The organism is Streptomyces sp. NPDC003077, from assembly GCF_040611095.1.
Classification (GTDB): Bacteria; Actinomycetota; Actinomycetes; order Streptomycetales; family Streptomycetaceae; genus Streptomyces.
The window spans coordinates 308,818-331,705 of record NZ_JBEXNM010000002.1 but is presented as its reverse complement, the minus strand read 5'-3'; the positions used below and the strand labels follow the sequence as shown (position 1 = coordinate 331,705).

General features: G+C 71.2%; 19 protein-coding genes and 1 pseudogene. 12 read left to right on the top strand and 8 right to left on the bottom strand.

The genetic code is table 11. From position 1 onward, the window contains the following. The first annotated feature begins 215 nt into the window (after positions 1-215). Positions 216-593 carry a deoxyxylulose-5-phosphate synthase gene (locus tag ABZX96_RS02820; protein ID WP_355536684.1) on the top strand — a complete coding sequence of 126 codons (378 nt, stop codon included), beginning with the start codon at positions 216-218 and terminating at the stop codon, positions 591-593. Positions 594-975: 382 nt separating this feature from the next. On the opposite strand, the gene ABZX96_RS02815 is transcribed toward ABZX96_RS02820, so the two are convergent. The 4 genes and pseudogenes from ABZX96_RS02815 to ABZX96_RS02800 form a co-directional block, all read right to left on the bottom strand. Then, on the bottom strand, positions 976-1,674 hold the full coding sequence (locus ABZX96_RS02815; protein ID WP_355536681.1) for a hypothetical protein: 699 nt from the start codon (positions 1,672-1,674) through the stop codon (positions 976-978). A 376-nt stretch (positions 1,675-2,050) separates the two neighbouring features. Beyond that, a pseudogene (locus tag ABZX96_RS02810) lies at positions 2,051-2,179 on the bottom strand (helix-turn-helix transcriptional regulator); the annotation flags it as partial. A gap of 184 nt (positions 2,180-2,363) precedes the next feature. Beyond that, on the bottom strand, positions 2,364-3,590 hold the full coding sequence (locus ABZX96_RS02805) for an ROK family transcriptional regulator (RefSeq protein WP_355536678.1): 1,227 nt from the start codon (positions 3,588-3,590) through the stop codon (positions 2,364-2,366). A gap of 336 nt (positions 3,591-3,926) precedes the next feature. Then, the gene (locus ABZX96_RS02800) at positions 3,927-4,115 is read right to left on the bottom strand and encodes a hypothetical protein (protein ID WP_355536675.1); all 189 of its coding nucleotides are present in this window, start codon (positions 4,113-4,115) and stop codon (positions 3,927-3,929) included. A gap of 290 nt (positions 4,116-4,405) precedes the next feature. Between ABZX96_RS02800 and ABZX96_RS02795 the strand changes: the two genes are divergently transcribed. Continuing rightward, entirely contained in the window at positions 4,406-4,954 is a 549-nt protein-coding gene (locus ABZX96_RS02795) for a hypothetical protein (RefSeq protein WP_355536672.1), read from the top strand. Between the two features lie 331 nt (positions 4,955-5,285). On the opposite strand, the gene ABZX96_RS02790 is transcribed toward ABZX96_RS02795, so the two are convergent. Further along, positions 5,286-6,677, bottom strand: a complete 1,392-nt coding sequence (locus ABZX96_RS02790; RefSeq protein ID WP_355536669.1) for a Vps62-related protein — start codon at positions 6,675-6,677, stop codon at positions 5,286-5,288. A gap of 204 nt (positions 6,678-6,881) precedes the next feature. Then, positions 6,882-8,360, bottom strand: coding sequence for an erythromycin esterase family protein (locus tag ABZX96_RS02785; protein WP_355536667.1), 1,479 nt, complete (start codon positions 8,358-8,360; stop codon positions 6,882-6,884). Positions 8,361-9,244: 884 nt separating this feature from the next. On the opposite strand from ABZX96_RS02785, the gene ABZX96_RS02780 reads away from it, so the two are divergent. From ABZX96_RS02780 to ABZX96_RS02760, 5 genes are all read left to right on the top strand, one after another. Further along, positions 9,245-10,054, top strand: coding sequence for an ATP-binding cassette domain-containing protein (locus ABZX96_RS02780; RefSeq protein ID WP_355536664.1), 810 nt, complete (start codon positions 9,245-9,247; stop codon positions 10,052-10,054). A gap of 5 nt (positions 10,055-10,059) precedes the next feature. After that, positions 10,060-11,352, top strand: coding sequence for a hypothetical protein (locus tag ABZX96_RS02775; RefSeq protein ID WP_355536661.1), 1,293 nt, complete (start codon positions 10,060-10,062; stop codon positions 11,350-11,352). Continuing rightward, positions 11,349-11,966, top strand: coding sequence for a hypothetical protein (locus ABZX96_RS02770; protein WP_355536658.1), 618 nt, complete (start codon positions 11,349-11,351; stop codon positions 11,964-11,966). Before ABZX96_RS02775 ends, ABZX96_RS02770 begins: the two co-directional genes overlap by 4 nt. Positions 11,967-12,110: 144 nt before the next feature. After that, the gene (locus ABZX96_RS02765) at positions 12,111-12,575 is read left to right on the top strand and encodes a hypothetical protein (protein ID WP_355536655.1); all 465 of its coding nucleotides are present in this window, start codon (positions 12,111-12,113) and stop codon (positions 12,573-12,575) included. A 339-nt stretch (positions 12,576-12,914) separates the two neighbouring features. Further along, the gene (locus tag ABZX96_RS02760; RefSeq protein WP_355536714.1) at positions 12,915-13,844 is read left to right on the top strand and encodes an ADP-ribosylglycohydrolase family protein; all 930 of its coding nucleotides are present in this window, start codon (positions 12,915-12,917) and stop codon (positions 13,842-13,844) included. Positions 13,845-13,908: 64 nt separating this feature from the next. Here the strand turns inward: ABZX96_RS02760 and ABZX96_RS02755 are convergent, their stop codons facing one another. Further along, positions 13,909-15,168 carry an amidohydrolase gene (locus tag ABZX96_RS02755; RefSeq protein WP_355536652.1) on the bottom strand — a complete coding sequence of 420 codons (1,260 nt, stop codon included), beginning with the start codon at positions 15,166-15,168 and terminating at the stop codon, positions 13,909-13,911. 211 nt (positions 15,169-15,379) lie between these two features. On the opposite strand from ABZX96_RS02755, the gene ABZX96_RS02750 reads away from it, so the two are divergent. Continuing rightward, positions 15,380-16,489 (top strand): MerR family transcriptional regulator, encoded by a 1,110-nt coding sequence (locus ABZX96_RS02750; RefSeq protein WP_355536649.1) that lies wholly within the window; start codon positions 15,380-15,382, stop codon positions 16,487-16,489. A gap of 144 nt (positions 16,490-16,633) precedes the next feature. On the opposite strand, the gene ABZX96_RS02745 is transcribed toward ABZX96_RS02750, so the two are convergent. After that, positions 16,634-17,866, bottom strand: a complete 1,233-nt coding sequence (locus tag ABZX96_RS02745; protein ID WP_355536646.1) for a helix-turn-helix domain-containing protein — start codon at positions 17,864-17,866, stop codon at positions 16,634-16,636. Between the two features lie 340 nt (positions 17,867-18,206). On the opposite strand from ABZX96_RS02745, the gene ABZX96_RS02740 reads away from it, so the two are divergent. The 4 genes from ABZX96_RS02740 to ABZX96_RS02725 all read left to right on the top strand — a co-directional run bounded on the left by ABZX96_RS02740 (position 18,207) and on the right by ABZX96_RS02725 (position 22,688). Then, positions 18,207-19,166 carry an SGNH/GDSL hydrolase family protein gene (locus ABZX96_RS02740; protein ID WP_355536643.1) on the top strand — a complete coding sequence of 320 codons (960 nt, stop codon included), beginning with the start codon at positions 18,207-18,209 and terminating at the stop codon, positions 19,164-19,166. Positions 19,167-19,962: 796 nt separating this feature from the next. Beyond that, positions 19,963-21,336, top strand: a complete 1,374-nt coding sequence (locus tag ABZX96_RS02735; protein ID WP_355536711.1) for an MBL fold metallo-hydrolase — start codon at positions 19,963-19,965, stop codon at positions 21,334-21,336. Positions 21,337-21,570: 234 nt separating this feature from the next. After that, the gene (locus ABZX96_RS02730; RefSeq protein WP_355536641.1) at positions 21,571-21,933 is read left to right on the top strand and encodes a rhodanese-like domain-containing protein; all 363 of its coding nucleotides are present in this window, start codon (positions 21,571-21,573) and stop codon (positions 21,931-21,933) included. Next, complete coding sequence (locus tag ABZX96_RS02725; protein ID WP_355536638.1) at positions 21,930-22,688, top strand: sulfite exporter TauE/SafE family protein; 759 nt, start codon at positions 21,930-21,932, stop codon at positions 22,686-22,688. The genes ABZX96_RS02730 and ABZX96_RS02725 overlap by 4 nt, the downstream gene beginning before the upstream one ends. Positions 22,689-22,888 lie beyond the last annotated feature (200 nt).

Below are 22,888 nucleotides of genomic sequence, written 5' to 3'. Positions count from 1 at the left end.
CACGGACCGGCCGTACGGTCCGTGGCCGACGTGCGAGCGCCGTGAGCGTCCGAGATGCCGGCCCTTGAACGGCCGAAATCCCCGCGCCCGCAGGCACACGCCATTCCCCTCCGGCTTTACCGGGATCCCTGCCGAATTCCGTCCCGTCGCGCGAGTCGCCCGGTCCGGACGGAAATCCGGTGCGTTTCCGCCGATCAGGGATTTATGCTGACCGAATGTCCGGCCATGGGAAAACCTCGTACGTATGCCTGCCGTGCCGAGCTTCGTACAAGCAGCACTACCCCACACCGCACTACGACCACGAGCGACACTGTCCTCGCTGCGGGAAACCGCTGGTCCATGTCGGTTCCGCCTTCGCCCCGCCCCCGAGGCGGGACGAGGAGGGGTGGCGGGTCCTCTCCGTGCTTCTGCACGCGGGAATTCGCTTCCACAAGAGTTGCTGCGGCGGCCCGGGATACCGGCCGCGTACGCTCAGAGAGGTCAAGGAGCGGCTCGCTTATGCCAAAACCACTGGCGAACCGATTGCCAGCGCTCTGCTACGCCCGGAACTGCCGTACCGAATTCCGCACCGGGCGCGAAACCGATGCCCCTGACGGCCGGTCGCCTTGCCGATCGCCGATCGCCTTGCCGGTAGTGGCTGGTCCTGGCCGCCCGTCTCTGCTCGATGAGCGCCCGCGCGTGTTCCTCAGCGGTGGGCTCGCGCAGATCATCCGGCCTGACCACCCACTCGGCTCCGCCACCCGGCGGAACGAGGTACGCGGACCGTTCGAGCAGTCCGCGTACCTTTCCGATCCGATCGTTTGTCGTGTCCACCGCGTACGTTCCCGTGGTGGGGGTCCAGCCCCTGCCCATGGTTCACCGCCGTTCCCTCGTGGCCCGTCCGACGAAATCCACGCCAGGAACGGCGACTTCCCGTTGTCTGTGGCACTTGTCTGTGGCACTTTGCGGACCCGCCGATGGCAAGTACCACAACCGCTAGAGCGGCAGCCCCACGACGTCGGCCATCGCCCGCATTTCCGACGCCGACGTCCGCCGCCCCCTGACCACCCGGCCGAGGATGTCGCGGGCATAGCGCTGGTTCGGCAGCCACTCGGGGCTGTCGGCACGGATCTGCTCCAGCTTGCCGAACGCCTCGGCGAAGTCCCCGATTTTGGCGTGCGCGTCGGCCACGTCCAGCACGTGACGGTTCCGATTGTTCGACGTGGGCTTGAGGCTGAAGACAGGCACACGTTCGGCGATGCGGAGCACCTTGTCGGGTCGGTCGATGACGCCGGCGTTCTCTGCGGCCTTGAGCTTGACCGTGGTCGGCCCGAACGTGCGGAGGAAATCGTTGTCCGGGGCGTGCTCGCGCCCCAGGGCGACGGCTGCCGCCGTGGCGAACTTCAAGGCGTCCTCGGCCTCGCCGGGCTGCGAGTTCCGGACGGCGGCAGCGGAGACGCGGAGCAGCATCCAGCCCCACGTGCTCAGCTCCGCCGGAGTCGCGCGGGAGACCCGGGGCTCGGTCTCGTCGGCCCACTTCACGGCCAGGCCGTACGCCTTGCCCAACTCTCCCTGGCGCAACAGCAGCCAGCACTGCGTGTTGACCGTGGCCGCACTCTCCATGCGGTCCGCCGCGTCGTCCAGGGCACGTTCCAAAGCTGTCTCGGCGGCTTTGAACTGTCGGGTCTGCACCATGAGCCACCCAGCGAGCTGCAAGAGCCGCACCCGGACCGCCCGCCCCTCCGCACCCAGCGCGTCGGCGTCCCGTAGGAGAGGCGGCAGCAGTACGGACAGCGCCGTGTAATGGTCGCCGGAGAAAAACGGACAGCGCCGTGTAATGGTCGCCGGAGAAAAGGGGCACCGTGTCGCGCAGGGCGGCGCGCACTCCGCCGACGGTCGGCGGTTCGTCTTCCGTTCCCAAGGCGACGTGGGGACGTTCCAGCGCCCCTCGAACGGCCGCCCACCGATCCACTGTCTCCTCGCCGGCATCCTCCGCGTTCGGTTCGCCGGCCAGGCGCATCGTCGGCACCCTCAGCGCGTGCGCGAGCTTGCGCAGTGTCTCCAGACGGGCGGTTTCCCGCTCGCCCTGTTCGAGCTTCCGGATGGCCGAGAGGGAGATTCCCGACGCGTCCGCCACCTCACGCTGTGACAGCCCGCGACGCTTGCGGACTTCTTTGACCCTCTGCCCCGCGGTGCTCATGCTTCGGGCGTACGACGCGGATCCCTTCCCGGGCACGGCGCAAGACACCCCTCTGCCCGGCAAAGGGCAGGGTCGGAACCATGGAAACGAAGGTGTGCGAGATCCCGGTAACGGCAACGATTCGGTGACCGATGGGCGCCCTGCTGATCGAACAGCGCCTACGAATCGAAGCCACTTGTGGCCGTCATGCGCCAGTCTGCGACCGCAGGCTCTCGGCCACCGTCACCGGGTCCCGGAAGAGCGGCACCATCAGGGCCGTGCCCGCCGCCACCGGAAGCACCCCCGGCCCGGCGAAGGGCCCGACGATCCGCTCGGGGTCGTCGCAGACGTGCGAGAGGGCCACGGCCGTGTCCCGTAGCTCCTCCAGGTAGTCGGGATTGAGCACGCTCGACTGTTCTGTGATCACGACGAGATCGGGGTTGAGCACGTCGAGCAGCAACGCCGTCGCCCGGCCCACCTCCCTGGCCCGCTCCCGCAGCAGTTCGTCCGCTCGCCGGTCGCCGGTCGCCGCCGCGTCGACGACCAGCGCGGCACTGGCTTCGGGGACGATTCCCCGGCTCACCGCCCGCGCGGCCAGCACCGTGTCCGAGGCGGTCGCTTGAAGGCAGCCGTGGCAGCCGCACACGCAACGGGCGGTGGAGCCGGGTACCGGCAGGTGGGCCACGTCGCCCGCGCCCGAGCCGGGGCCCTGGTGGATAACGCCGGCGATGCCGAAGGCGGCGTCCACGACGTTGCCGACGAAGAGGTGGACGAGGCTCCGCCGGGCGGCGGGTCTGCCGAAGAGGATCTCCGCGTGCGCCACCGCGCGGGCGTGGTTGTCCAGCCGTACGGTCAGCGCCAGTTCGCGGGCCAGGTCGGCGGCGAGCGGCCAGTCGCGACGGCCGAGCGCGTCATGCCGTACGACCACGCCGTCGTCGGGCCGCACCCAGCCGCCCACGGCGGCGCCCACCCCCAGCAGCGGCCGGTCCTGCGTCGCCTCGTCGAGGAACCGGCCGAGCGCCCGGGCGACTTCGGTGGTCAGCTCGCCCGGCGGGACCCCGCGGTGCGGGAACCTGCGGCTGGCCACCACCCGCCCGCGCAGGTCCACCACCCCGAACGTGGAACCCGGCACACCGATGTGCACCCCGCCGGCCACCGGCCCCCCGGCCTCACCGGTGTTCAGGTCCACCGGGATCGACGGCCGCCCCACGCTCCCTCCGGCCGCCCCTTCCGGCAGTTCGCGCAGCAGGCCGAGCCGGATCAGGCCGGTGCACTGCCGGGACACGGCGGCCGGGCTGAGCCCGGTCCGCCGGGCGATCACGCTGCGGCCGACCGGTCCGTGATCGAGGACGGTGCGCAGCACGGTGGCGGCGTTGGCCTCGCGGCGACCGTCCCCGGCCATGCGCGGGATGGATCGAAGTGCGTCGTTCATGGCTGCCTCTCCTTCCTCTCCGTTCTTTTTCATTCTTTTTCGTTCTTCTTCCTGCTTCTTCCTTGTTGCTTTCGGAGCTTCCTCCCTGAGAGCACGGGCTCCCCAAGTCGGCGCGGGCGAACGGGTGTTGTGCCCCTCCGAAGACGCGAGAAGGGCTGTCTCGGCACCACAACGCCTCGCAGCGCTCCCACACTCCCCGCGCGATCCGTGCAAGTTCGCACATGTCTCTCTACGACTTCGTCACGGACCCTCCGCACAGCCGTCGCGGGCTGGGTGGCTTTCCGCCAGGATCGGTGGCGCTGTCGGCGGGGCTGCGGCACGTTCGGGGCCTGGGGCCTAGGAGGAGGCTGCCGCCGGTTCGGCGCGGTCGCGGCGGACGGAGGGGGTGGTGGCGGCGTCCTCGGGCGGGTCGTCGTACGCGTACGGTGCGTCCCGGTCGCAGCGCTCCGGTCGCCGTACCACGCGTCGGCCCTCGGCCTCGGGCGGACGTGTGCCGCCGTGGTCGACCTGCGTGTTCGCCGTCACTCGCGAAGGCGTCGGGGGTGCCGTGCCAGGGAGACCACAGGTCGTTCACCGAATGTCCCTAGCATCCGCACAGGCGTGCGCATCCGCTCGGCGGACGCGGAGGGCGGCACCGCGTGGGCGGGGCGTCGGGTACGCGGGGGCTCGCGAGGGGGCTCGTACGAATCCGGCCGTTCGGTCAAGAACCGGCCGTGATCACGTCGTTCTTGGTCATGGCCGGACTTTTTCGCTGAAAAAATCTAGTTCTTCCGTAACCACTCCGAACAGCGAGTAACCCCCTACGCTCCCTGGTCATGCGCAGACCCAAGAGAAACTTCAGCAGAGTCAGCCTCGCCATCATCCTCTCCTTCTTCGTTTCCCTCCTCGGTCTGAGCGGCGCCACCACGGCCGCCGCCGCCGACACCCCCGCCCTGTCCTTCACCGTGGACAAGGCGGAAGCCACCCCCGGCTCCACGGTCAACCTGACCATGACGTTCACCAACACCGGCACGGCGGACGTCCGCTTCGTCTGGCAGTCGTTCCAGCCCACCTGGGAGACCAGCACGGCCTCCGGGCTGAAGTACTCCTGGACGACCTGTTCCGCGGACCCCGGGGTGAACTGCACCCCCGGCGCGGGCGCCCAGTACTCCGTGCCGATCGCCCCGGGTGCCAGCCGTAAGGTCACGATGACCTACACCATCGGCGCCGACTCCTCCTGCGGCTACCCGGACATCGCCTTCTACTCGTACATCTACTACGAGTTCGCCGGTGGCCAGCCCGCCAAGGACGGCACCTTCTTCTCCCCCGCCACGCGCGTGGTGTGCCCGACGACGCCCCCGACCCCGGCCGGCGCCCAGGCCTGACGCCCGCCCCCGACCGCGGACACGCCCCGCGGGCCCCGCACCTCCGGTACCACCCGAACCACTTCCGGTACCACCTGAACTTCCGGCAAGACCTGCACTTCTCGCACCACACCGGCCCGTACGCATCCACGCACTTCCCCGTCGGGCCCGCACCTGCGCGCACGCTTCCCCCCACACAGCTTCCTGCCTCGTCCGTCCACCGCTCCTCCGGTTCCGCACCAGGGCCACGGCCCGGGACCGGAGGAGCGGTTCTGTGCTGTGGGGGGCATCGGCCTTGGGGACCAACGGAGCAGTCGGCGGCAACGGATCGAGGGCGTGGCCGATGTCGCGGTCAGTCGCCTACGCCGTTTCCAGGCTTCACCTCTCGGGCGCTGGCGTCGGGTTCGGCTTGTGCCCGTGACTCGGCCGGGTAGTCGGGCGGGGGCGCTGTGCGTGCCATGCGGTCGGCGACCTCGTCCGCGGAGTCGTTGACCGCGACGAAGTGGGTGACCTGGGGACCGTCCTTGGGGTACTGCGTGACCACGGTGGAATTGATGTCGAAGGACATGGCCACGTCCGAGGGGACCATGGTGTTGTCGGCGCGGATCGACTCCAGCTCATGGTGGGCGAACCACAAGGCCCCGGCCTTGTGCGGAGGGACGACGAGTTTGTGCTCGTCGGTTTCGAGTTTGAGATAGGCGACGTCCGTGCGGGTGGAATAACCCGTCTCCACCGTGACATTGACGCGGGATTTGCCCCCGATGGGGCCCAGCTTGATGCCTCCTTCGGTGGTCACCGAGATCGAGGTGTTGATGTAGAACGCGTCGGAGGTGGCTTTGCTGACACCGGTGGTGATTTTCCGGCCCCAGGACTGGTCCTTGTCGGACGTGTTGTGCAGGTGGTGGGCCAGCGTGAAGTTGTGTTTGCGGCGCACCGTGTAGAACGGCGAGTGCTCGAATTGCCAGGCGGGCTCCCGCTTGGGGTCGCGGATCATGGTGTGCGGGACCGTCAGCTGGCGGTCGATGACTTTCTGGGTGTCTTCCGGTTTCGTGTAGCCGTTCATGACCGGAATGGGGGGCCCGGCGGCTTTCTTGACCTCTGCGGGCACATCGAGTACCCAGCACACCGGGGACGTGACCGGCCGGTCGTAGTGGCCGACGAAGGTGAATCCGCCCACGGGGACGAGCAGGCGCTCGTCATCGTCACCGATGCCGGCCGGCGGCACGATCGGCCACAGCGAGCAGTCCCGGTCGGCGCCCGACCCCCTGTCGTTCCACAGGTCGGTCTCCCCGACGTCCCCCTCGCGGACGTAGGCGCGGCCGTTGTAGGACCTGCGCACGCACCAGATCGCGTCCCGTGCGGGCTTTTCCCACCCCGCGGTGAAAACGTCGCTCAACGCCACGTATCCCGCGGGAGGGATCGGACGCCATATCGAACCGTAATTCGTCGCACCGGACCCTTTGTCGTTCCACAGCCACTGGTAGTCCACCGGCAGCTTGAACATCTCGGCCCCGGAAACGGCGTCCTTGGCCACGAGCTGGTTGAACCGGGTGTCCGGGTTGTCGTAGTCGGTGATGACGAGCTGACCGATACGCCGCCGGTTGGGGTCGAAGGTTCCACCGATCTTCGCGTGCCAGATGGCGACGTCCCTTTTCGCCTTCGACTTCTTGTCGTTCCACGCGAAATAGAACCGGTTCGTGAACGACAACTCCACTGCTCCGTACTTCTTTGAACGGTCGACCATCTGGAGCACCTCCATGGCCACAAGACGGGTCTGCCGTCCCCTGCCCGTGTCCGATTTCGCGACCGACAGGGGCAGTTCACCACGACGCTACCGCGTACAAAGGATTCCGTTTCGGCTAATCCGATGAACGGCCGGGATACGCACCGATACGGCGGAGCGGCCCGCACTCAGCCAGGCCTCACCACAGGCCCCCGGTATCCGCTCTCAGCCCCGCGCCTTGAGGAACGCCACCGCGTCCATGCCGTCCAAGTGGGCGGGGTCCAGCGGGAAGTACCCCGGGCGGGCGGCGTCCGTGCGGGCGCGCAGGTCCTTCCGGTCCGCGAGGACGGCGGCCAGGGGTGCCGCCGGGAAGAACCCCTGGCCGCCGCGCGTGGCCTCGGTCAGCGCGCGGTGGAGGTCGAGTTCGCCCGTCGCGTCGCTCGCGTTCGCCTCGTTGCCCGTATTCGCCGCGTTACCCGCGTTCATCGCGTCGCTCCCGTTCGCCTCGTTGCCCGCGTTCACCGCGTCGCTCGTATTCACCGCGTCGCTCGTATTCACCGCGTTGCTCGCGTTCGCCTCGTCGCTCGCGTTCACCGCGCCCCCAGCTTTCAGCGCATCGCTCGTCTCTGCATCGTCCCCGGCCTTCGCCTCGTCCTCCGCGCCCTCCGCGAACCCCGTCGCGACGAACGCGTAACGGTCCCCCAGAACGGACGCGGCGGTGAGGGCGCCGGCGCTCCACCAGCGCAGGTCCATGCCGGCGAGTTCCCAGGAGGACTGGTGGCGTTGCAGGTGGGTGTTCTGGGCGAAGATCAGGCAGGGGCCGCGCCGCGCCTCCGCTGTCGCGATGGCCAGCAGGTTGTCCGCCATCATCACGTCCCGGAGGCCGAGCATGAACGCCACGCGGTCCGGGGCCGAGGAGGCCATCGCCGCGTGGTAGCGCAGCAGCCCTTTGGCGGTGCGGGCCTGCGCGTGCGCGCGATCGAAGGCGAGGTCCGAGGTGGCCTGGCGCAGGGTCGGGGCGTGGGTCTCGTACACCGTCAGCACGTCGTCGGCCATCAGGCGCAGGGTGCGCGCCTGGGGCGTGTCGCCGACGGATTGCGTGGAGTCCATGAGCGCCGCGGGATTGGACCACGCGCCGTCGTCGCCGAGCAGGGCGTCGATCTCGTCCATGGCATGGGGGACGCGGTGTGCGGGCAGGTGCTCGGCCAAGTAAGCGTGTGCCGCCAGCAAGGTGGCGCGCGGGCTCGGGGTGGCGGTCATCTCCAGGGGGGCGTCGAACCCGTGGAACCGGACCCGCTGCTCCGGGGCGCGCCCCGCGTTGTGGTCCCTCAGCCACTCCACGAGCTCGCGGTTGGCGGGCGAGGCCCCGAAGCCGTGGCTGAATCCGGTGGCCAGGACGGCTTCCAGGTCTCCGGTGCCGGTGGTGACGTAGTCGTCGACGGTCGCCGCCGCCAGGCAGTCGCTCTCGATGGCGACGGAACGGTAGCCGTGGTGCCGCACCAGGTGCGTGAGCATCTGGTTGCGCAGTCGCGGGAACGCCTCCTCGCCGTGGGTCGGTTCGCCCAGGCCCAGGAGGGTGACGGGCCTGCCGAACGTGTCCAGGAGCGCGTCCACGGCGGAACCGAGTTCCGCGGGGTCGTCGCCGAAGGGGAGAGCTATGTCGTGGAGGGATGCGCGGAGGGACGCGTGCAGCGGCAGGGACATGGGACGCCTTTCGTGAGCGGATCCGAATGCTTACCTTTCGACCGCCTTCGACAGTATCGTTGAATAACGGGTTGAGACTTTTTGCGATGGAGGCTGCTTTCTGCTGGTCAGAGCTTCAATACGGGGCTATGGCGCGTCGCAGAAGGTCCGGGATCCCTGAGTCCGGTCCGGTTGTCCTCGGCCATGCCGGACGCGGGCTTTGGCGCGGGCTTTGGCGCGGGCTTTGGCGCGGGCTTTGGCGCGGGCTTTGACGTGGGCTTCGGCGTGGGCTTTTCGGTCCGCGCTCCGAGTTCGCAGCGTTCTTTCGTGTTCTTTCGTGGCCTTTCGTGACCTTTCCCGCCGTGCGGGCATGCGGCGGATCCAGCCACAACGGCTCTATGGAATTCCCGTGAATGAAGGGGATGGAAGGCAGCAGGGGAGTCAATTGAGTCCACTTTTGGCCAATCCGGGTCAAGGCATGTGATCACCGTCACGGCGCGTGCTATCGGCAGCGCCGTACGATTCCCGCGCACCATCCGCCAAAAAAACCACCGAGTCGGAAATCGGGAAAACCCGCCTGGGTGGAAATAAAACGTCGAACCAAACAGCGGATCACGGGGCCGGATCGGCCGCGAACGACGGCCGGCGGCACCGATGGTTGACCGTGCCGGTGGCTGGCCGCACCGACTGCTGACCATGCCAGCGGCTGACCACGCCGACGACTGCCTGCACCGGCCGAACGTCCGCCGGCCGGGCGTCCGCCGACCGGCCGAACGGAAAGCGAAACGGCCGGAGGGCGGGCGGCGCAGCCGGTATGACACCGCGCGCTGTCACCCGGGCCTGCCGCAGTTCCCGGTAGCCGTGTGCAGGGCTACGTCCGCGCCCTACCCCGACGGGAAACTGTGTTGATCGAGAGCAGCACCACCACCGATACCGAGGTCGCGCCGGTCGCGGCGGTCCGAGGCGCCACGGTCCGCTTCAAAACCGTGGTCGCGCTCGACGACGTGTCCATCGACTTCCGCACCGGGACGACCGCGCTCCTCGGCCCCAACGGCGCGGGCAAAAGCACGTTGCTGTCGCTGCTGAGCACCGCCCGCCGACCGCAGCGGGGAAACGTCTCCGTATTGGACGAGCCGGTGACGGGCGGGGCGCGCATGCGGCGCTTACGTGAGCGCATCGGGGTGCTGCCGCAGGCGTTCGGGCATCATCCGCGTTTCACCGTCCGGGAATTCGTCGAGTACGCGGCCTGGCTGCGCAAGGTTCCCAGTGCCCAGCGCGCCGAACGGGCCCGCGAGGCGCTGCGCCTGGTCGAGATGGAGAAATACGCGGACCGGAGAATGGGTGCGCTCTCCGGTGGAATGCTGCGCCGCGTGGGCATCGCGCAGGCCGTCGTCAACCACCCGGCGCTGGTCCTGCTGGACGAGCCCACGGCCGGGCTCGACCCCGCCCAGCGCGTCGGCTTCCGCGACCTGATCCGCGGTCTGGGGGAACGGTCCGCCGTCGTCCTGAGCACCCATCTCGCCGAGGACGTCGCCCATGTCTGCGACCGCGTCTCGGTGCTCCTGGAGGGGAACGTCCGGTTCAGCGGCACGACCGCCGAACTGTGCGCCCTCGCCGGGGAGGGAGAAGAAGGAGAAGGGGACGTCGTCCTCACCGGTCCCGCCGTGGAAGCCGGGTATCTCGCCGTCGTCGAGCAGAACGGGCCGCACCTGTGACGCGCATGCTGCTTCTGGAGCTCCGACGCGGCGAGGCGAGCAGGGTCGCCTTTGTCCTGGCGCTGATCGGCGGCTGGTACCTGGTCACCGCGGACCCGGCCGACAGCGACTGGATCGGGTGGTGGACCCAGGCCGCCATCGAGCCCCAGATCTTCGCCGTGATCGTGATGGGCTCGATCATGAGCACCGTCGCCGCCTGGACCGCCGGCCGCGGCTACCGCCACCGCACCCGCGCCTGGACCGACACCACCCCGCGCGGCGGCTGGACCCAGCACCTGGTGCTGTGGGCCGCCGCCTGGCTCTGCTGCCTCGTCGCTTACGCCCTGTTCGTCCTGATCGCCTTCCTGCGGACGGCGAGCGTGAGCGAGGTGTTCGAACCCGTGTGGACCCCGGTGCTGCTCGGCGCCGGGATGCTCGGCCTCCAGACGGCCGTCGGCGTCGCCGTCGGGGCCCTGGTGCCCGTCCGGCTGACCGCTCCCCTCGTCGGCGCCGCCTGGTACGGCCTGTTCGTCGCCCTCGCCTTCTTCCCTCACCTCCCCCTGGTCAAGCTGTTCCCCGCCATCGACGAACACTGGGACCAGTTTTTGCGGCCCCTGGACTCCCGGCTGCTGCTGGCCACCGTCTGGTGTCTGGCCGCCGCCGTCGCCGTACTCGCCCTGCCCGCCGCCCTGCGCCGCCCGCTGGTGGCCCCGCGTGCCTACGCGGCCGTGCCCGCCGCCCTGCTCGCCCTCGCCGCCGGCGGCACGCTGCTGACCCGGCCGCTGGGCCTGGACTCCTTCTGGGCCGCCGAACGCGCCCAGCCCGCCCGCCCCCTGTGCACGACCTCCGGCCGCACCACCGCCTGCATGTGGCCGGACGACCGCCACTTGCTGACCCAGGTGGAAAACGCCGTCGCGTACGTCGACAAGGTCACCGGACCATTCCGCGATTTCCAGCACCGCTATTACCAAAGGGGCCTCGGACCCAGCCACGGTCCCGGTGTCGAATTGCAGGTCAATTCACCTCAGATCCGTACCGACGCTCTGATCAGCGACATGCTCTACGGAGCCGTCGAACCAGGCCCGAACTGCGGTGATGATCCCGTGACCATGCGGGAGGCCGGCGGTTATCCGGACACCCATTTCGTGGAAGCGGTCCTCCACCGGCGAGCGAAAATCGTCGGCACCGAGTACGGCGACCAGTTCTCAGCCGCCGTCGACCGCTTCGTCAAAGCCCCCCGCGCCGAGCAGGACGCCTGGCTGAACGCCGCCGCCCGCCAGATCCGCGCCTGCCGACCGGTCCCCCCGCTGCCCCGATGAACCCCGCCCTCGCCTTCGCCCGCAGCCGCGACCTCCCGCGCGCCGCCCTCATCTGCCTCGTCATCGCACTGGCCACCACCGCCTTCGCCGGGAGCCAGGTGGACTTCCCCGACTTCCGCTACCTGGTCGACTTCGGCGTGCCGGTCGCCGCCATCGCCCCCGTCGCGTACGCCATCGTCCTGGGCACCACCCTCTTCACCCCGATGGCCGACCTCGAACTGACCGCCGCCCAGCCGATGCACCGCCACCGCGCCCTCCACCTCACCGGCCTGGCACTGCTGGCCGTCCTGCTGACGGCGCTGCCCCTGCCGGCCGGTCTCCCCTTCCCGGTGTTCGTCACGGCCGCACGCAACGCCGTCGGCTACCTCGGCCTTGCCATGATCAGCGGCCGGCTGTTCGGCAGCGGCCTCGCCTGGCTGCTGCCCCTGGGCACCTTCGGCCCCACCCTCCTCCTCGGCGTCGGCCGCGACAGCACCCCGGAGTGGTGGGCCTGGTCCCTCCCTCCCGCCACCGACCCCGGCGCGGCCGTCATCGCGGCCCTCCTCTGGACGGCCGGGCTCCTCCTGGCCGCCACCGCGTCCCCGCGAAAAACCGAACGCGCGGAAGCGGCCTGAAACGCTGCCCGTCACCGGCCCCCGGCCACCCGCAGGCCTGAAGCGCCTCCCACGACCGGCCCTCGGCCCCCACCCCTGCTCCATTCGCGTACGAATGGTTCCGCCTTGTTTCGCCACAGAAGACTCCGGGACACCCAGCAGCGCATGTTCCGACTGATCACGCGCGGCGCGGTGGCCGGCGCCGCCGGCACGTCCGTACTCAACGCCGTCACCTACGGCGACATGGCCTGGCGAGGCCGACCGACGAGCAACACGCCGCAGGAGACGCTGGACACCCTGGCCACCGTCTCCGGGCACCCCGTACCAGGCCGGGGCGAGGAGCGTGACAACCGGCTGACCGGACTCGGTTCCCTGTCCGGCATCGCCGTCGGCACGGCGGTGGGCGTGGCGGTCGCAATCGTACGAGGCATCGGCATCCGGCCACCGCTGCTGCTGGGCGGCATCCTCACCGGCGCACTGGCGATGGCCGCCAGCGATCTGCCGATGGCCCGTCTGAAGGTCAGCGATCCGACGTCCTGGTCCGCGGGCGACTGGGTTTCGGATGCGGTGCCTCATCTGGCGTATGGGCTGGCGACGTATGGCGCGTTGGTGGTGCAGGGGCGGCGGTGATGGGGGGGCAGGGACGCCGGTGACGGAGGACGGGGGCGGCGGTGACGGAGGACGGGGACGCCGATGACAGAGGCGGGGAACTGGCCGAACTCACCGGCAACGCGGTGGCCGCCGACCGGCGGCAAGCCCCGGCGTTCGGCTGGCGGCTGGCGGCTGGCGGCTGGGGCACCCCGTACGGCTGGCCCCGCGGGGACACCGACCCGCACCTCCACGCTCGTGGCCGTCTTCGACGGTGCGGACGAAGCCCGCGTGAGCAGCGAGGGTGGTCCGAGACGGCGCGCTCCATCGCCCGATGCCTGCCGATAGCCTGCACCGATGACGCGAGGAAAGCGGGGCCGAGTGGACCGGGCCCAACGGACCGCCGGCGCGATCGTCGGTTCGGCGGTGGGGGACGCGCTGGGCGGCCCCTTCGAGTTCGGTCCGTCAGGGGCGTTCTCCGCCCGGTTCCCCATCCCGGGTGCCGGTGACGAGATGTGCGGGGGCGGCGGCTGGGAACCCGGCGAGGCCACCGACGACACACAGATGGCGGTCCTGGTGGCGGAGTCCCTGGTGGAGCGGGGCGGGCTGGATCTGCCGGACATCTTCGCCCGTTTCCAGCGGTGGGCGGCGGGCGAGCCCAAGGACATCGGCCTCCAGACAGAGGACGTCCTGACCAACGGGTTGCCCTGGGATCAGGCCGCCGCGGCGCACTTCCGAACCAATCCGCGAGCCGCGGGGAACGGTTCCTTGATGCGGGCATCGACGTCCGCGGTCCACTTCGCGTCCGCCGGCCCGGAGGCCACCATGGACGCGGCCCGCCGCATCGCGGCCCTCACCCACGGAGACCGCGCCGCGTGGGAGGGGACCGCCATCTTCCACGAGCTCGTCCGCGTCACCATCGAAGGCGCCGATCCCCTCACCGCGCTTCCGCGCGTCCTGGCGCGTGTCCACCCCGACCACCGCCCGCGCTACCGCACGGTCCTCGCCCCCGACTGGCACCCCGACCAGGCGACGGAGTTCAACGGCGCCGTCTGGCCCTGCCTGGGCTCCGCCGTCTGGGCCCTGCGCACCACCACCGGATTCGAAGCGGCGATACGCGCGGCGATCGACCTCGGAGGGGACACGGACACCGTCGCCGCGGTCACCGGCGGCCTCGCGGGCGCGTACTACGGACTGGACGCGATCCCCGTCCACTGGACCCGGCCGCTCCACGTCCCCCTCCCCGGATTCGACGGACGGGTGCTGCGCCTGGCGGACCTGCTCGACCTCGCACACCGCCTCGGAGGCTGAAGCGCCCATGCGCCCAACGCACGTACGCACCTACACACCTACACACGCAACGGACATGGGCGCCTCACCCCAAGTGGCTCAACGCCGCCGTAACGAGGGCCTGGACGCCCATCGTCAAGGTCGGCTGCTTGACGGGGGCGAAGTGCGGCGAGTGGTTGGTGGGGATGTCCTGGTCGACGCGTCCGGCGCGTAGGGCGGCGTGGAAGGCGTCGGGGTCCCAGCCGCCGAGCCACCAGTAGTACAGCGGCGCGTCGGCCGCCGTCGCCAGGTCTCCGACGTCCTCGCTGCCGCTCACCGGCTCGTAGGCGAGGAGGTTGCGGGCGCCGAAGAGTGCGGCGAAGGCGTCGTTGACCTTGTGGAGGGTCTTCGGGTCGTTGCGGGTGACGGGGAAGGCGTTCAGTACCTCCGTCTCCGGTGCGCGGGGTGCGTTGGAGGCGGCGGCCTCGGCCTTGGCGATGCGGTCGATGGCCGCCAGCACCCGGGCGCGCACGTCGTCGTCGAAGCTGCGGACGGTGAGGTCGACCGTCGCGTGGTCGGGGACGACGTTGGCGGCGTTGCCGGCGTGCAGCGCACCGATGGTGATCACCACCTGGTCCTTGGGTGCGACCTCCCGGGCGACGACGCCCTGCACCCGCTGTACGAATGCCGCCGCCATCACGATGGGGTCGATCACGCTCTCCGGGCGCGAACCGTGTCCGCCGACGCCGTGGAAGGTGATCCTCCGGCCGTCCGCCGACGCCATGCAGGCCCCCGAGCAGTACGCGATCATGCCGGCGGCCAGCGGCGCCACGTGCTGCCCCAGTACGACATCGGGGGTGGGCACGAGGCCCTTGGAGAAGAGACCGTCACCCACCATGGAACGCGCCCCGCCACTGACCTCCTCCGCCGGCTGGAAGAGGGCGATCACCGTGCCGGACCAGTGGTCGCGCCCGGCGGCCAGCAGGTCCGCGGCCCCGGCCAGACAGGTGACGTGCACGTCGTGGCCGCAGGCGTGCATGGTCCCGGGGACGGTGGAGGCGTACGGCAGGCCGGTGCGCTCCTCGACCGGCAACGCGTCCATGTCGGCACGCAGGAGGACCACCGGTCCGTCACCGTTGCGCAGCACGCCGACCACGCCCGTGGTGCCGAGGCCGGTGTGGACCTCGTACCCGTACGAGGTGAGACGGCGGGCCGCCTCGGCGGCCGTGCGGGTCTCCTGGAAGCCGATCTCCGGGTGCCGGTGCAGGTCTTCGTAGAGGGATTCCAGATCCGCCATGCGGGCGTCGAGCCGGGACAGGACGGTGTCGAGCCGGGACAGGACGGTGTCGCGCGCGTCATCGGTCATGGTGCGCATCCCACCACGCATGGGGATGTTCGGGGCAGGGGCGCGCGGTGGAGGAGGCGGGGGTGGGTGGTCAGGCGCGGTCCGTAACGCTTCATGTGGCGGAAGCCCGCGGCGGCGAAACCCCGCCCCACCCCCGGCTTGACCTTCCCCTTGGGGCAAGTCACAGCATCGGTGGGGCCGGGCGCGGAGCCCGGCATGAGGAGGAGCGGGCATGGACGTGCTGACCATCGGGGCGTTCGCGAGGGCGTCCCGGCTGTCGCCGAAGGCGCTGCGCCTGTATGACGAGCTCGGGCTGCTGACACCCGCCCGCGTCGATCCGGTGACGGGCTACCGCCTGTACGCCCCGGAGCAACTGGAGCGGGCCCGGCTGGTGGCCTGGCTGCGCCGGCTCGGCATGCCGCTGGCCCGTATCCGGGAGGTGTGCGCCCTGGAACCGTCCGCGGCGGCCCGGGAGGTCCGTGCCTACTGGGCGCAGGTCGAGGCGGACACCGCGGCCCGGCGCGAACTGGCCGCCTTCCTCATCGACCATCTCTCCTGGAAGGACCCCGCCGTGTCCGCGAACACCCACCACCTGGAGATCCGTTACGCCGCGCTGTCCGACGCCGGCCTGGTCCGCGCGAGCAACCAGGACACCGCGTACGCCGGGTCCCGCCTGCTCGCCGTCGCCGACGGCTTCGGCGGCGCGGGAGCCCCCGCCGGCGCCGCCGCCATCGACGCGCTCAAGCACCTGGACACCGACCGCCTCCCCGCGGGCAGTCTCCTCAACGTCCTCGAAGACGCCCTGGAGCAGGCCGGACGGGCCGTGCGGGGCGTCTGCGCCACCGAATCGGCGCCGCACGAGGCGGGGACCACGCTGACCGCGATGCTGTGGACCGGCTCCCGGCTGGCGCTCGTCCACATCGGGGACTCCCGCGCCTACCTCCTGCGCGAGGGCGCGCTCTTCCAGATCACCCACGACCACACCGTGGTGCAGTCCCTGATCGACGAGGGGCGGATCAGTCCGGACGAAGCCACCGCCCACCCGCAGCGGTCCCTGCTGGTCCGCGCCCTGTCCCCGGGCGCCGACGCCACCCCGGACATCCGCCTGCACGATGCCCGGCCCGGGGATCGTTACCTCCTCTGCTCCGACGGCCTGACGGGGGTCGTGCCGGTCGACGACATACGCCGCGTCCTGTCGACGGCCACGCCCCCGGAGGAGGCGGTGCGCGAACTCGTGGCGCTGGCCAACCAGGCCGGCGGTCCCGACAACGTGAGCTGCGTCCTCGCCGATGTGCGGGAGGCGGCGCGGGGGACGGCACGGGAGGCGGCGCGGGTGGACTGATGCCGATGCCGATGCCGAGCCGTCACGCCCGTACGGACGGGATCGTGGCGGGGGGCGGCTCGGCCTCCCCCCTCCCCCGCACTCTCACGGCCGCGCGGACGGGACGTCAGCGGGCGGCGGCTCCCCTCTCCCACCCCCGCGGCCTCACAACCGCCCCGTCGTGTCCCTGTCCCCGCTACCGTCCCCGCCCCCGCCCTCGTCCCCCAACCGCAACGCCCGTAAAGCCACGGCCAGATCGGCGACCGATCGGGGATCTCGCAGCGAGCGGCCGGTCAGGTCCTCCAGCCTGCGGAGCCGGTAGCGGACGGTGTTGCGGTGGCAGTACAGCAGCCGGGCCGCCTCCGTCACCGAGCCCCCGGCGGCGAACCACTGCTCCAGCGTTTCCAGCAACCGGTCCCGTTCCTCCCGGCGCAGTTCCCGTACGCGTCCGAAGACGGCCTCGCCGATCCGGCCGGCCTCCTCCGGAGCAGCCGCCACCAGCAGGGACACCGGGCTGTCGTCGAACCGGACGACGCCGGCCGGCGCGCGTGTTCCGGCGAGCGCCAGGCGTGCGAGGCGCAGCGCCCGGGGGGTGTCCCGCAGCGCGTGGTACTCCGGGCTGACGCCGATCCGCGCGTCCGGGTACCGGCCGAGGACCCGCAGGGTCGCTTCCTCCGCCGTCCGCCCCGCCGCGGCCACGCCGACTTGCAGATCGGGCAGCAACCGCCAGGCGGAGCGCACCCGTTCGGCCAGCAACCGGTCCTCGACGCCGGGCAGCGCCTCGCGTCCCGGCGCGGGCGTCTCGACCGCCACCACCATGAACGGCCCTGCGGTCGGCAGGCCGAGCGCGTCGGCGGCCTCCCAGAGGGTGATGCGATCGGTGAGCAGCCCCGTGAACAGGGCCTCGACCAGGACCGAGCGTTCCCGTTCGCGCTGGAGCAGCAGTTCGGAGGCCGCCTCCCGGTAGGCGTCGCCGGCCGCCGCCGCGAGCCCCTCGTCCACCCACCAGGCGGCCAGCGCCACGATCGTGTCCGCGGTGACGCCGTCGGCGGCCCGGGCCCCGGCGGCCAACTCGGCCCACAGGAACGCGGACCCGACGCGGTACGCGTGCAGCAACTCGCCCAGCGGCGCGCCCTGGCGGGCCCGTACGCGGCCGGTGTCCTGCGCCGAGGTCATGTCGGCGGCCGTCCTGCCGTCGACGAGCTGGCCGAGGACGAGCTCCGCGTTGCGTCGGCAGGACGCGCTCAGTTCCTGGAACGGGACGTGTTCCGCGGTGCCGTAGTAGGCCACCTCCGCCCGGATCCGGCGCGCCATACGGACGCCCAACTCGCCCGCTCTTCCCAAGAGTGCAGCCGCCACGGGGACGATCTCGGCGGGCGGGTCCTGCGTACGGCTCATGGCCCGCAGGGTACTCACGCGTACAGCACGGCCCGGTTGTGCGCGGGCACAGTGTGACCGGGTGTGCTGCTGTGCGCCGGAACATGGCCCGAAACACGGGGGGCCGCGACGATACCGGAACCGTTACCGTCGGTATCTGCCGGAACAGGGCCCTCCCCCGCCTCCCATCCCATTGTTCTTTTCTCGCGTTCCCCCTTTCCGGGGACTCCTCGGGGCTCTTCGGAACTCCTCGGAACTCCTCGGAACTCCTCGGAACTCCTCGGCGATCCCGGGGCTCTTCGGAACTCCTTGGGGCTGCTCGGAACTCCTCCGCACTCCTCCGCCTTCTCAGGAGACACCTTTGACCGGAAACGTCGTCTCACGCATCAGAAGCACCCTGCGGGCCAAGACCCTGAGGAAGTGGTCCTCCGCCCTGACCGGTGGGGCGCTGCTCGCCACCACCCTCACCGCCGTCACCCCCGCCGCCCAAGCCGTGGAACGGAGCGCGACCACGGCCACGGCCGCGGCCACCGCCGCGCCCCCGGCCGGTCGGTACGTCGCGCTGGGCGACTCCTACGCCGCCGGCGCCGGTATCCCGGCCCTGTCGGGCGGCCTGTGCCTGCGCTCCGACCGCAATTACGGGCGGGTCGTCGCGGCGGCCCTCGCCTCGTCCTCGTACCAGGACAAGACCTGCACCGGAGCGAAGGTGGCGGCGCTCACCACCGCGCAGACCGACCTCGGCATCGTCGTCAACAGTCCCCAACTGGACGCCGTCACGCGGGACACGGCGCTGGTCACCGTCACCATCGGCGGCAACAACATCGGCACCTCGGACCTCGGCTTCGTCGATGTCGTCGCCGCCTGCGCCGCCCTCGCCGTGACCAATCCCTTCGGCGCCCCATGCCGTGCCGCCTACGGGGACACGCTCGGCAAGCGGCTTGACTCCGCCGCGGCACAACTCTCCGACGGCCTGCGGAAGATCCACGCCAAGGCTCCGAACGCCAGGGTGCTCGTCGTCGGCTACCCGTCCGTGCTGCCCGACGATCCCAAGCGGTGCCTGGGCAAACTCCCCATCACCACGGGTGACCTCGCCTACCTGCGCTCCACTCTCGGCGAACTCAACGACAAGACCGCCCGCGCCGCCGCCGCCAACGCCGCCACCTACGTCGACACCCTCACCCCGACCAAGGGCCACGACACCTGCTCGTCACAGCCCTGGATCGAGGGCCTGCTCCCGACCCGGCCCGCGCTCCCCCTCCACCCCAACGCGACGGGCGAACGCGTCATGGCAGAGGCGGTACTGAACACACTCGGCCGCTGACAACACCTCCCGCCGGACGCCCCTGGTTGCCCTCTTCCGACACCGCGACCGGCCCCAGACGGCCCCCGACCGCGCCACTTCCCCGGCTGCGGACGGGGGTCGTCGTCTCTGTGTCTCTGTGCGACGCGTTCCTTACGGGGTGGGGTCGGCCCTTCGGAGGGACGAGCAGGCGAGCAGGTGCAGGCCGACTGGCAGCCTTCTTGAGACGCCGGGAACGACCCGAACCACCGCACCCCTGCCCCACCACCGTCGGCAGCCCCCTGCGCCGTCCGTCCGCCGCATCCCTCCGCCGCACCTCTCCGACCGAGTTTTACGGCCGTAAAACTCCCGGCGCTGCCTCACGGCCATGCGGCTGCCCGGGGTCGCTTCGCACGCATACGGCCATCGGGAGTTTTACGGCCGTAAAAACCGCCCGGAGCCCCTCGCGCCGCGAGCCCCCGGAGCCCCACAGCCGCGAACAGCCGCGAGGCCCACCCGCAGTTCCCCGGCCAAGAGCCCGGCCCGGAGTTTTACGGCCGTAAAACCGCCCGCTGCCCCCGGCTCCCCCCACACCGCTTGCGACGCGGTCACCCGTGGCACCCGACAACCGGGACGGGACCAGCGCGGAACCAGCGCGGAACCAGCGCGGAACCAGCGCGGAACCAGCGCCCAAGAGGTGCCCGGGAAGCGGTCCGGTTCAGAGATGTGACCGGAATCCCTACCTCCAGGCACTAGATACCCCCGGGGGTACCCCTGTTATGGTGAGAAACAGATACCCCCCGGGGTACATAGTTCGCTCATGGAAGGAGTCGTGGTCGTGTTCTTCGTCGACACCCTGGAATTCGAGGGTCTGGGCAACCGCAGCTACCTGGCCGGTGGTCCCGATGCCGCCGTGGTGGTGGACCCGCCGCGGGACATCGACCAGGTCATCGCCGCCGCGGCGCGGCGCGGGGTGCGGATCGCGTACGTCGCGGAGACCCACGTACACAACGACTACGTCACCGGCGGCCTCGAACTGGCCCGGATCAGCGGCGCGCGCTACCTCGTACCGGCCGGTGCGTCGGTCTCCTACGAGCGGACGCCGGTCGCCGACGGTGACACGCTGACCATCGACGAGGGCCTGGTCCTGCGGGCGCTGGCCACCCCCGGTCACACCCCGCACCACACCTCGTACGTCCTGGAGGAGGCGGGCCGGGCGGTGGCCGCGTTCACCGGCGGGTCACTGCTCATCGGTACGGTCGGCCGCCCCGACCTGGTCGAACCGCGGCTGACCGAGGAGCTGGCCCGCGCCCAGCACGCCTCGGCGCACCGGCTCGCCGACGAGCTGGACGACGACGTGGCCGTGCTGCCCACCCACGGTTTCGGCAGCTTCTGCTCGTCGTCGCAGGCCGAGGGCGAGTCCACGACCATCGGCGCCGAGCGGCGGAGCAACGCCGCGCTGATCAAGGACGTGGACACGTTCGTCGCCGAGATGCTCGCCGGTCTGGACGACGTGCCGGCCTACTACGCGCACATGGGTCCGACGAACGCCGCCGGTCCCGCGCCGGTGGACCTCACCCCGCCGCGGCGCGCCGACGCCGAGGAGATCGCCGCCCGGCTGGCGGCCGGGGAGTGGGTGGTGGACCTGCGCAACCGGGTCGCGTTCGCCGCGGGGCACGTCGCCGGGTCGTTCAACTTCGAGGGCGAGGGCAAGCTCGCCACGTACCTGGCCTGGCTGATCCCCTGGGGCAAGCCGGTCACGCTGCTCGCGGAGACGCCGGAGCAGGTCGCCGCGGCCCAGCGGGAACTCGTCCGGGTGGGCATCGACCGCCCGGCAGCCGCCGCCACCGGCGACCCGAGCGCCTGGGTCCGCGAGGGCGAGCGGCTGCGGTCCTTCCCGCGCGCCACGTTCGCCGATCTCGCCGCGGCCCGCGCGCGGGGCGAGGAGCCGGTGGTGCTGGACGTCCGACGCGACTCCGAGCTCGCGAACGGGGCGATCGAGGGCTCGGTGCACATCCCCCTGCACGAGCTGCACGGCCGGACCGACGAGGTGCCGGGCGGTGTGGTGTGGGTGCACTGCGCGGGCGGCATGCGCGCGGCGATCGCCGCGTCGTTTCTGGACGCGGTCGGGCGCGAGGTGGTCGCCATCGACGACGGGTTCGAGTCCGCGGCTCCGGCCGGGCTGTCCGTCGACTTTGCCGGGATGGGCTGACCGGCACCATGGTGGGCTGATCGACACCACGGTGGGTCGACCAAAACCCTCGCGGCTTGACCTCGCGGCTTGGCCGATACCTCACGGCTTGACCAAACCCTCGTGGGTTGATCAACCCCTCGCGGCTTGACCAACCCCCGCGGGCTGATCGACACCACGGCGGGTTGATCAGACCCCACCCCGCCCCACCCCACCTGATTGATGTTCCACCCCCTCCTACGGAGTGATCGCACCATGTTCTCCCTCTTCCGCCGCGGCCCCGGCCGCCTCACCCCCGCGCAGGCGCACCAGCGCGTCGCCGACGGCGACGCCGTGCTGGTCGATGTCCGCGAGGACGCCGAGTGGGCGGCCGGGCACGCGCCCGGTGCGCTGCACCTGCCGCTGTCCCGGCTGTCGGCGGGTGCCTCGCTCCCGTCGGCAGCGCAGGGCAAGCCGGTGGTCGCCGTCTGCCGCTCGGGGAACCGTTCGCAGCGGGCCGCCGAGATCCTGGCCGCGAGCGGCGTGGAGGCGACCGATGTCACCGGCGGGATGACCGCGTGGGCGGAGGCGGGGCTGCCCGTGACCTGTCCGGGCGGCGGCGACGGTGTCATAGCGTGACCGCAGCACTCATATGGGCCGTGGTGTCCGGCGGGGCCGTCGGTCTGGCGCTCGGTGCGCTGGGCGGGGGCGGCAGCGTCCTGGCCGTCCCGGCGCTGGTCTACCTGCTCGGCTTCACCCCGGCCGCCGCCACCACGGCCGCGCTCATCATCGTCACCCTCACCTCGCTCACCGCCCTCTACGCGCACGCCCGTGCGGGCAACGTGCGGTGGAAGGCGGGCGGGCTGTTCGCCGCGGCCGGGCTGCTGCCGGCCGCCGCGGCGGGGGCCGCCGCGTCCCACCTGCCGCAGCCCGCGCTGACCGCGGCCTTCGCCGGCGTCGCCGCGCTCGCGGCCGTCATGATGCTGCGGCCTCCGCGCGCCACGGCGGGTGAGAGCACGGACGGCGTACGGGCGGTCCGGGCCACCGGGGCGGGCGCGGGGCTGGGCGGGCTGACCGGGTTGCTCGGTGTGGGAGGCGGTTTCCTCGTCGTACCGGCCCTGGTGACCGTCCTGGGCTTCGAGATGCAGGCCGCCGCCGGCACCAGCCTGCTGGTCATCTCCGCCAACTCGCTGGCGTCCCTGGCCACGCGGGGCGCCACGACGGCGGGGCTCGACTGGTCGGTGATAGCGCCGTTCACCGCGGCGGCGATGCTCGGCGCGTGGGACGGCAAGCGCCTGGCCGCCAAGGTCTCCGGCACGCTGCTGCGCCGCGTCTTCGCGGTCGCCCTGCTGGCCGTGGCGACGTTCATGCTCGTGGACGCCACGTTGCTGTGACGATCCCTTGCGGTGACGACGCCTTGCCGTGACGACGCGCTGCCGTGACGCCCCTGCTGCGGCAGCTCGTCAGAACGCTCGTCAGGACGCCCCGCTATGAAGCTCGTCAGAACGCTCGTCAGGACGCCTCGCTATGAAGTGGCACCGCTCTGTTGTTGCACCGACAGCGCGAGCGTTGCCGCATCCGCAGCGCACTCCGG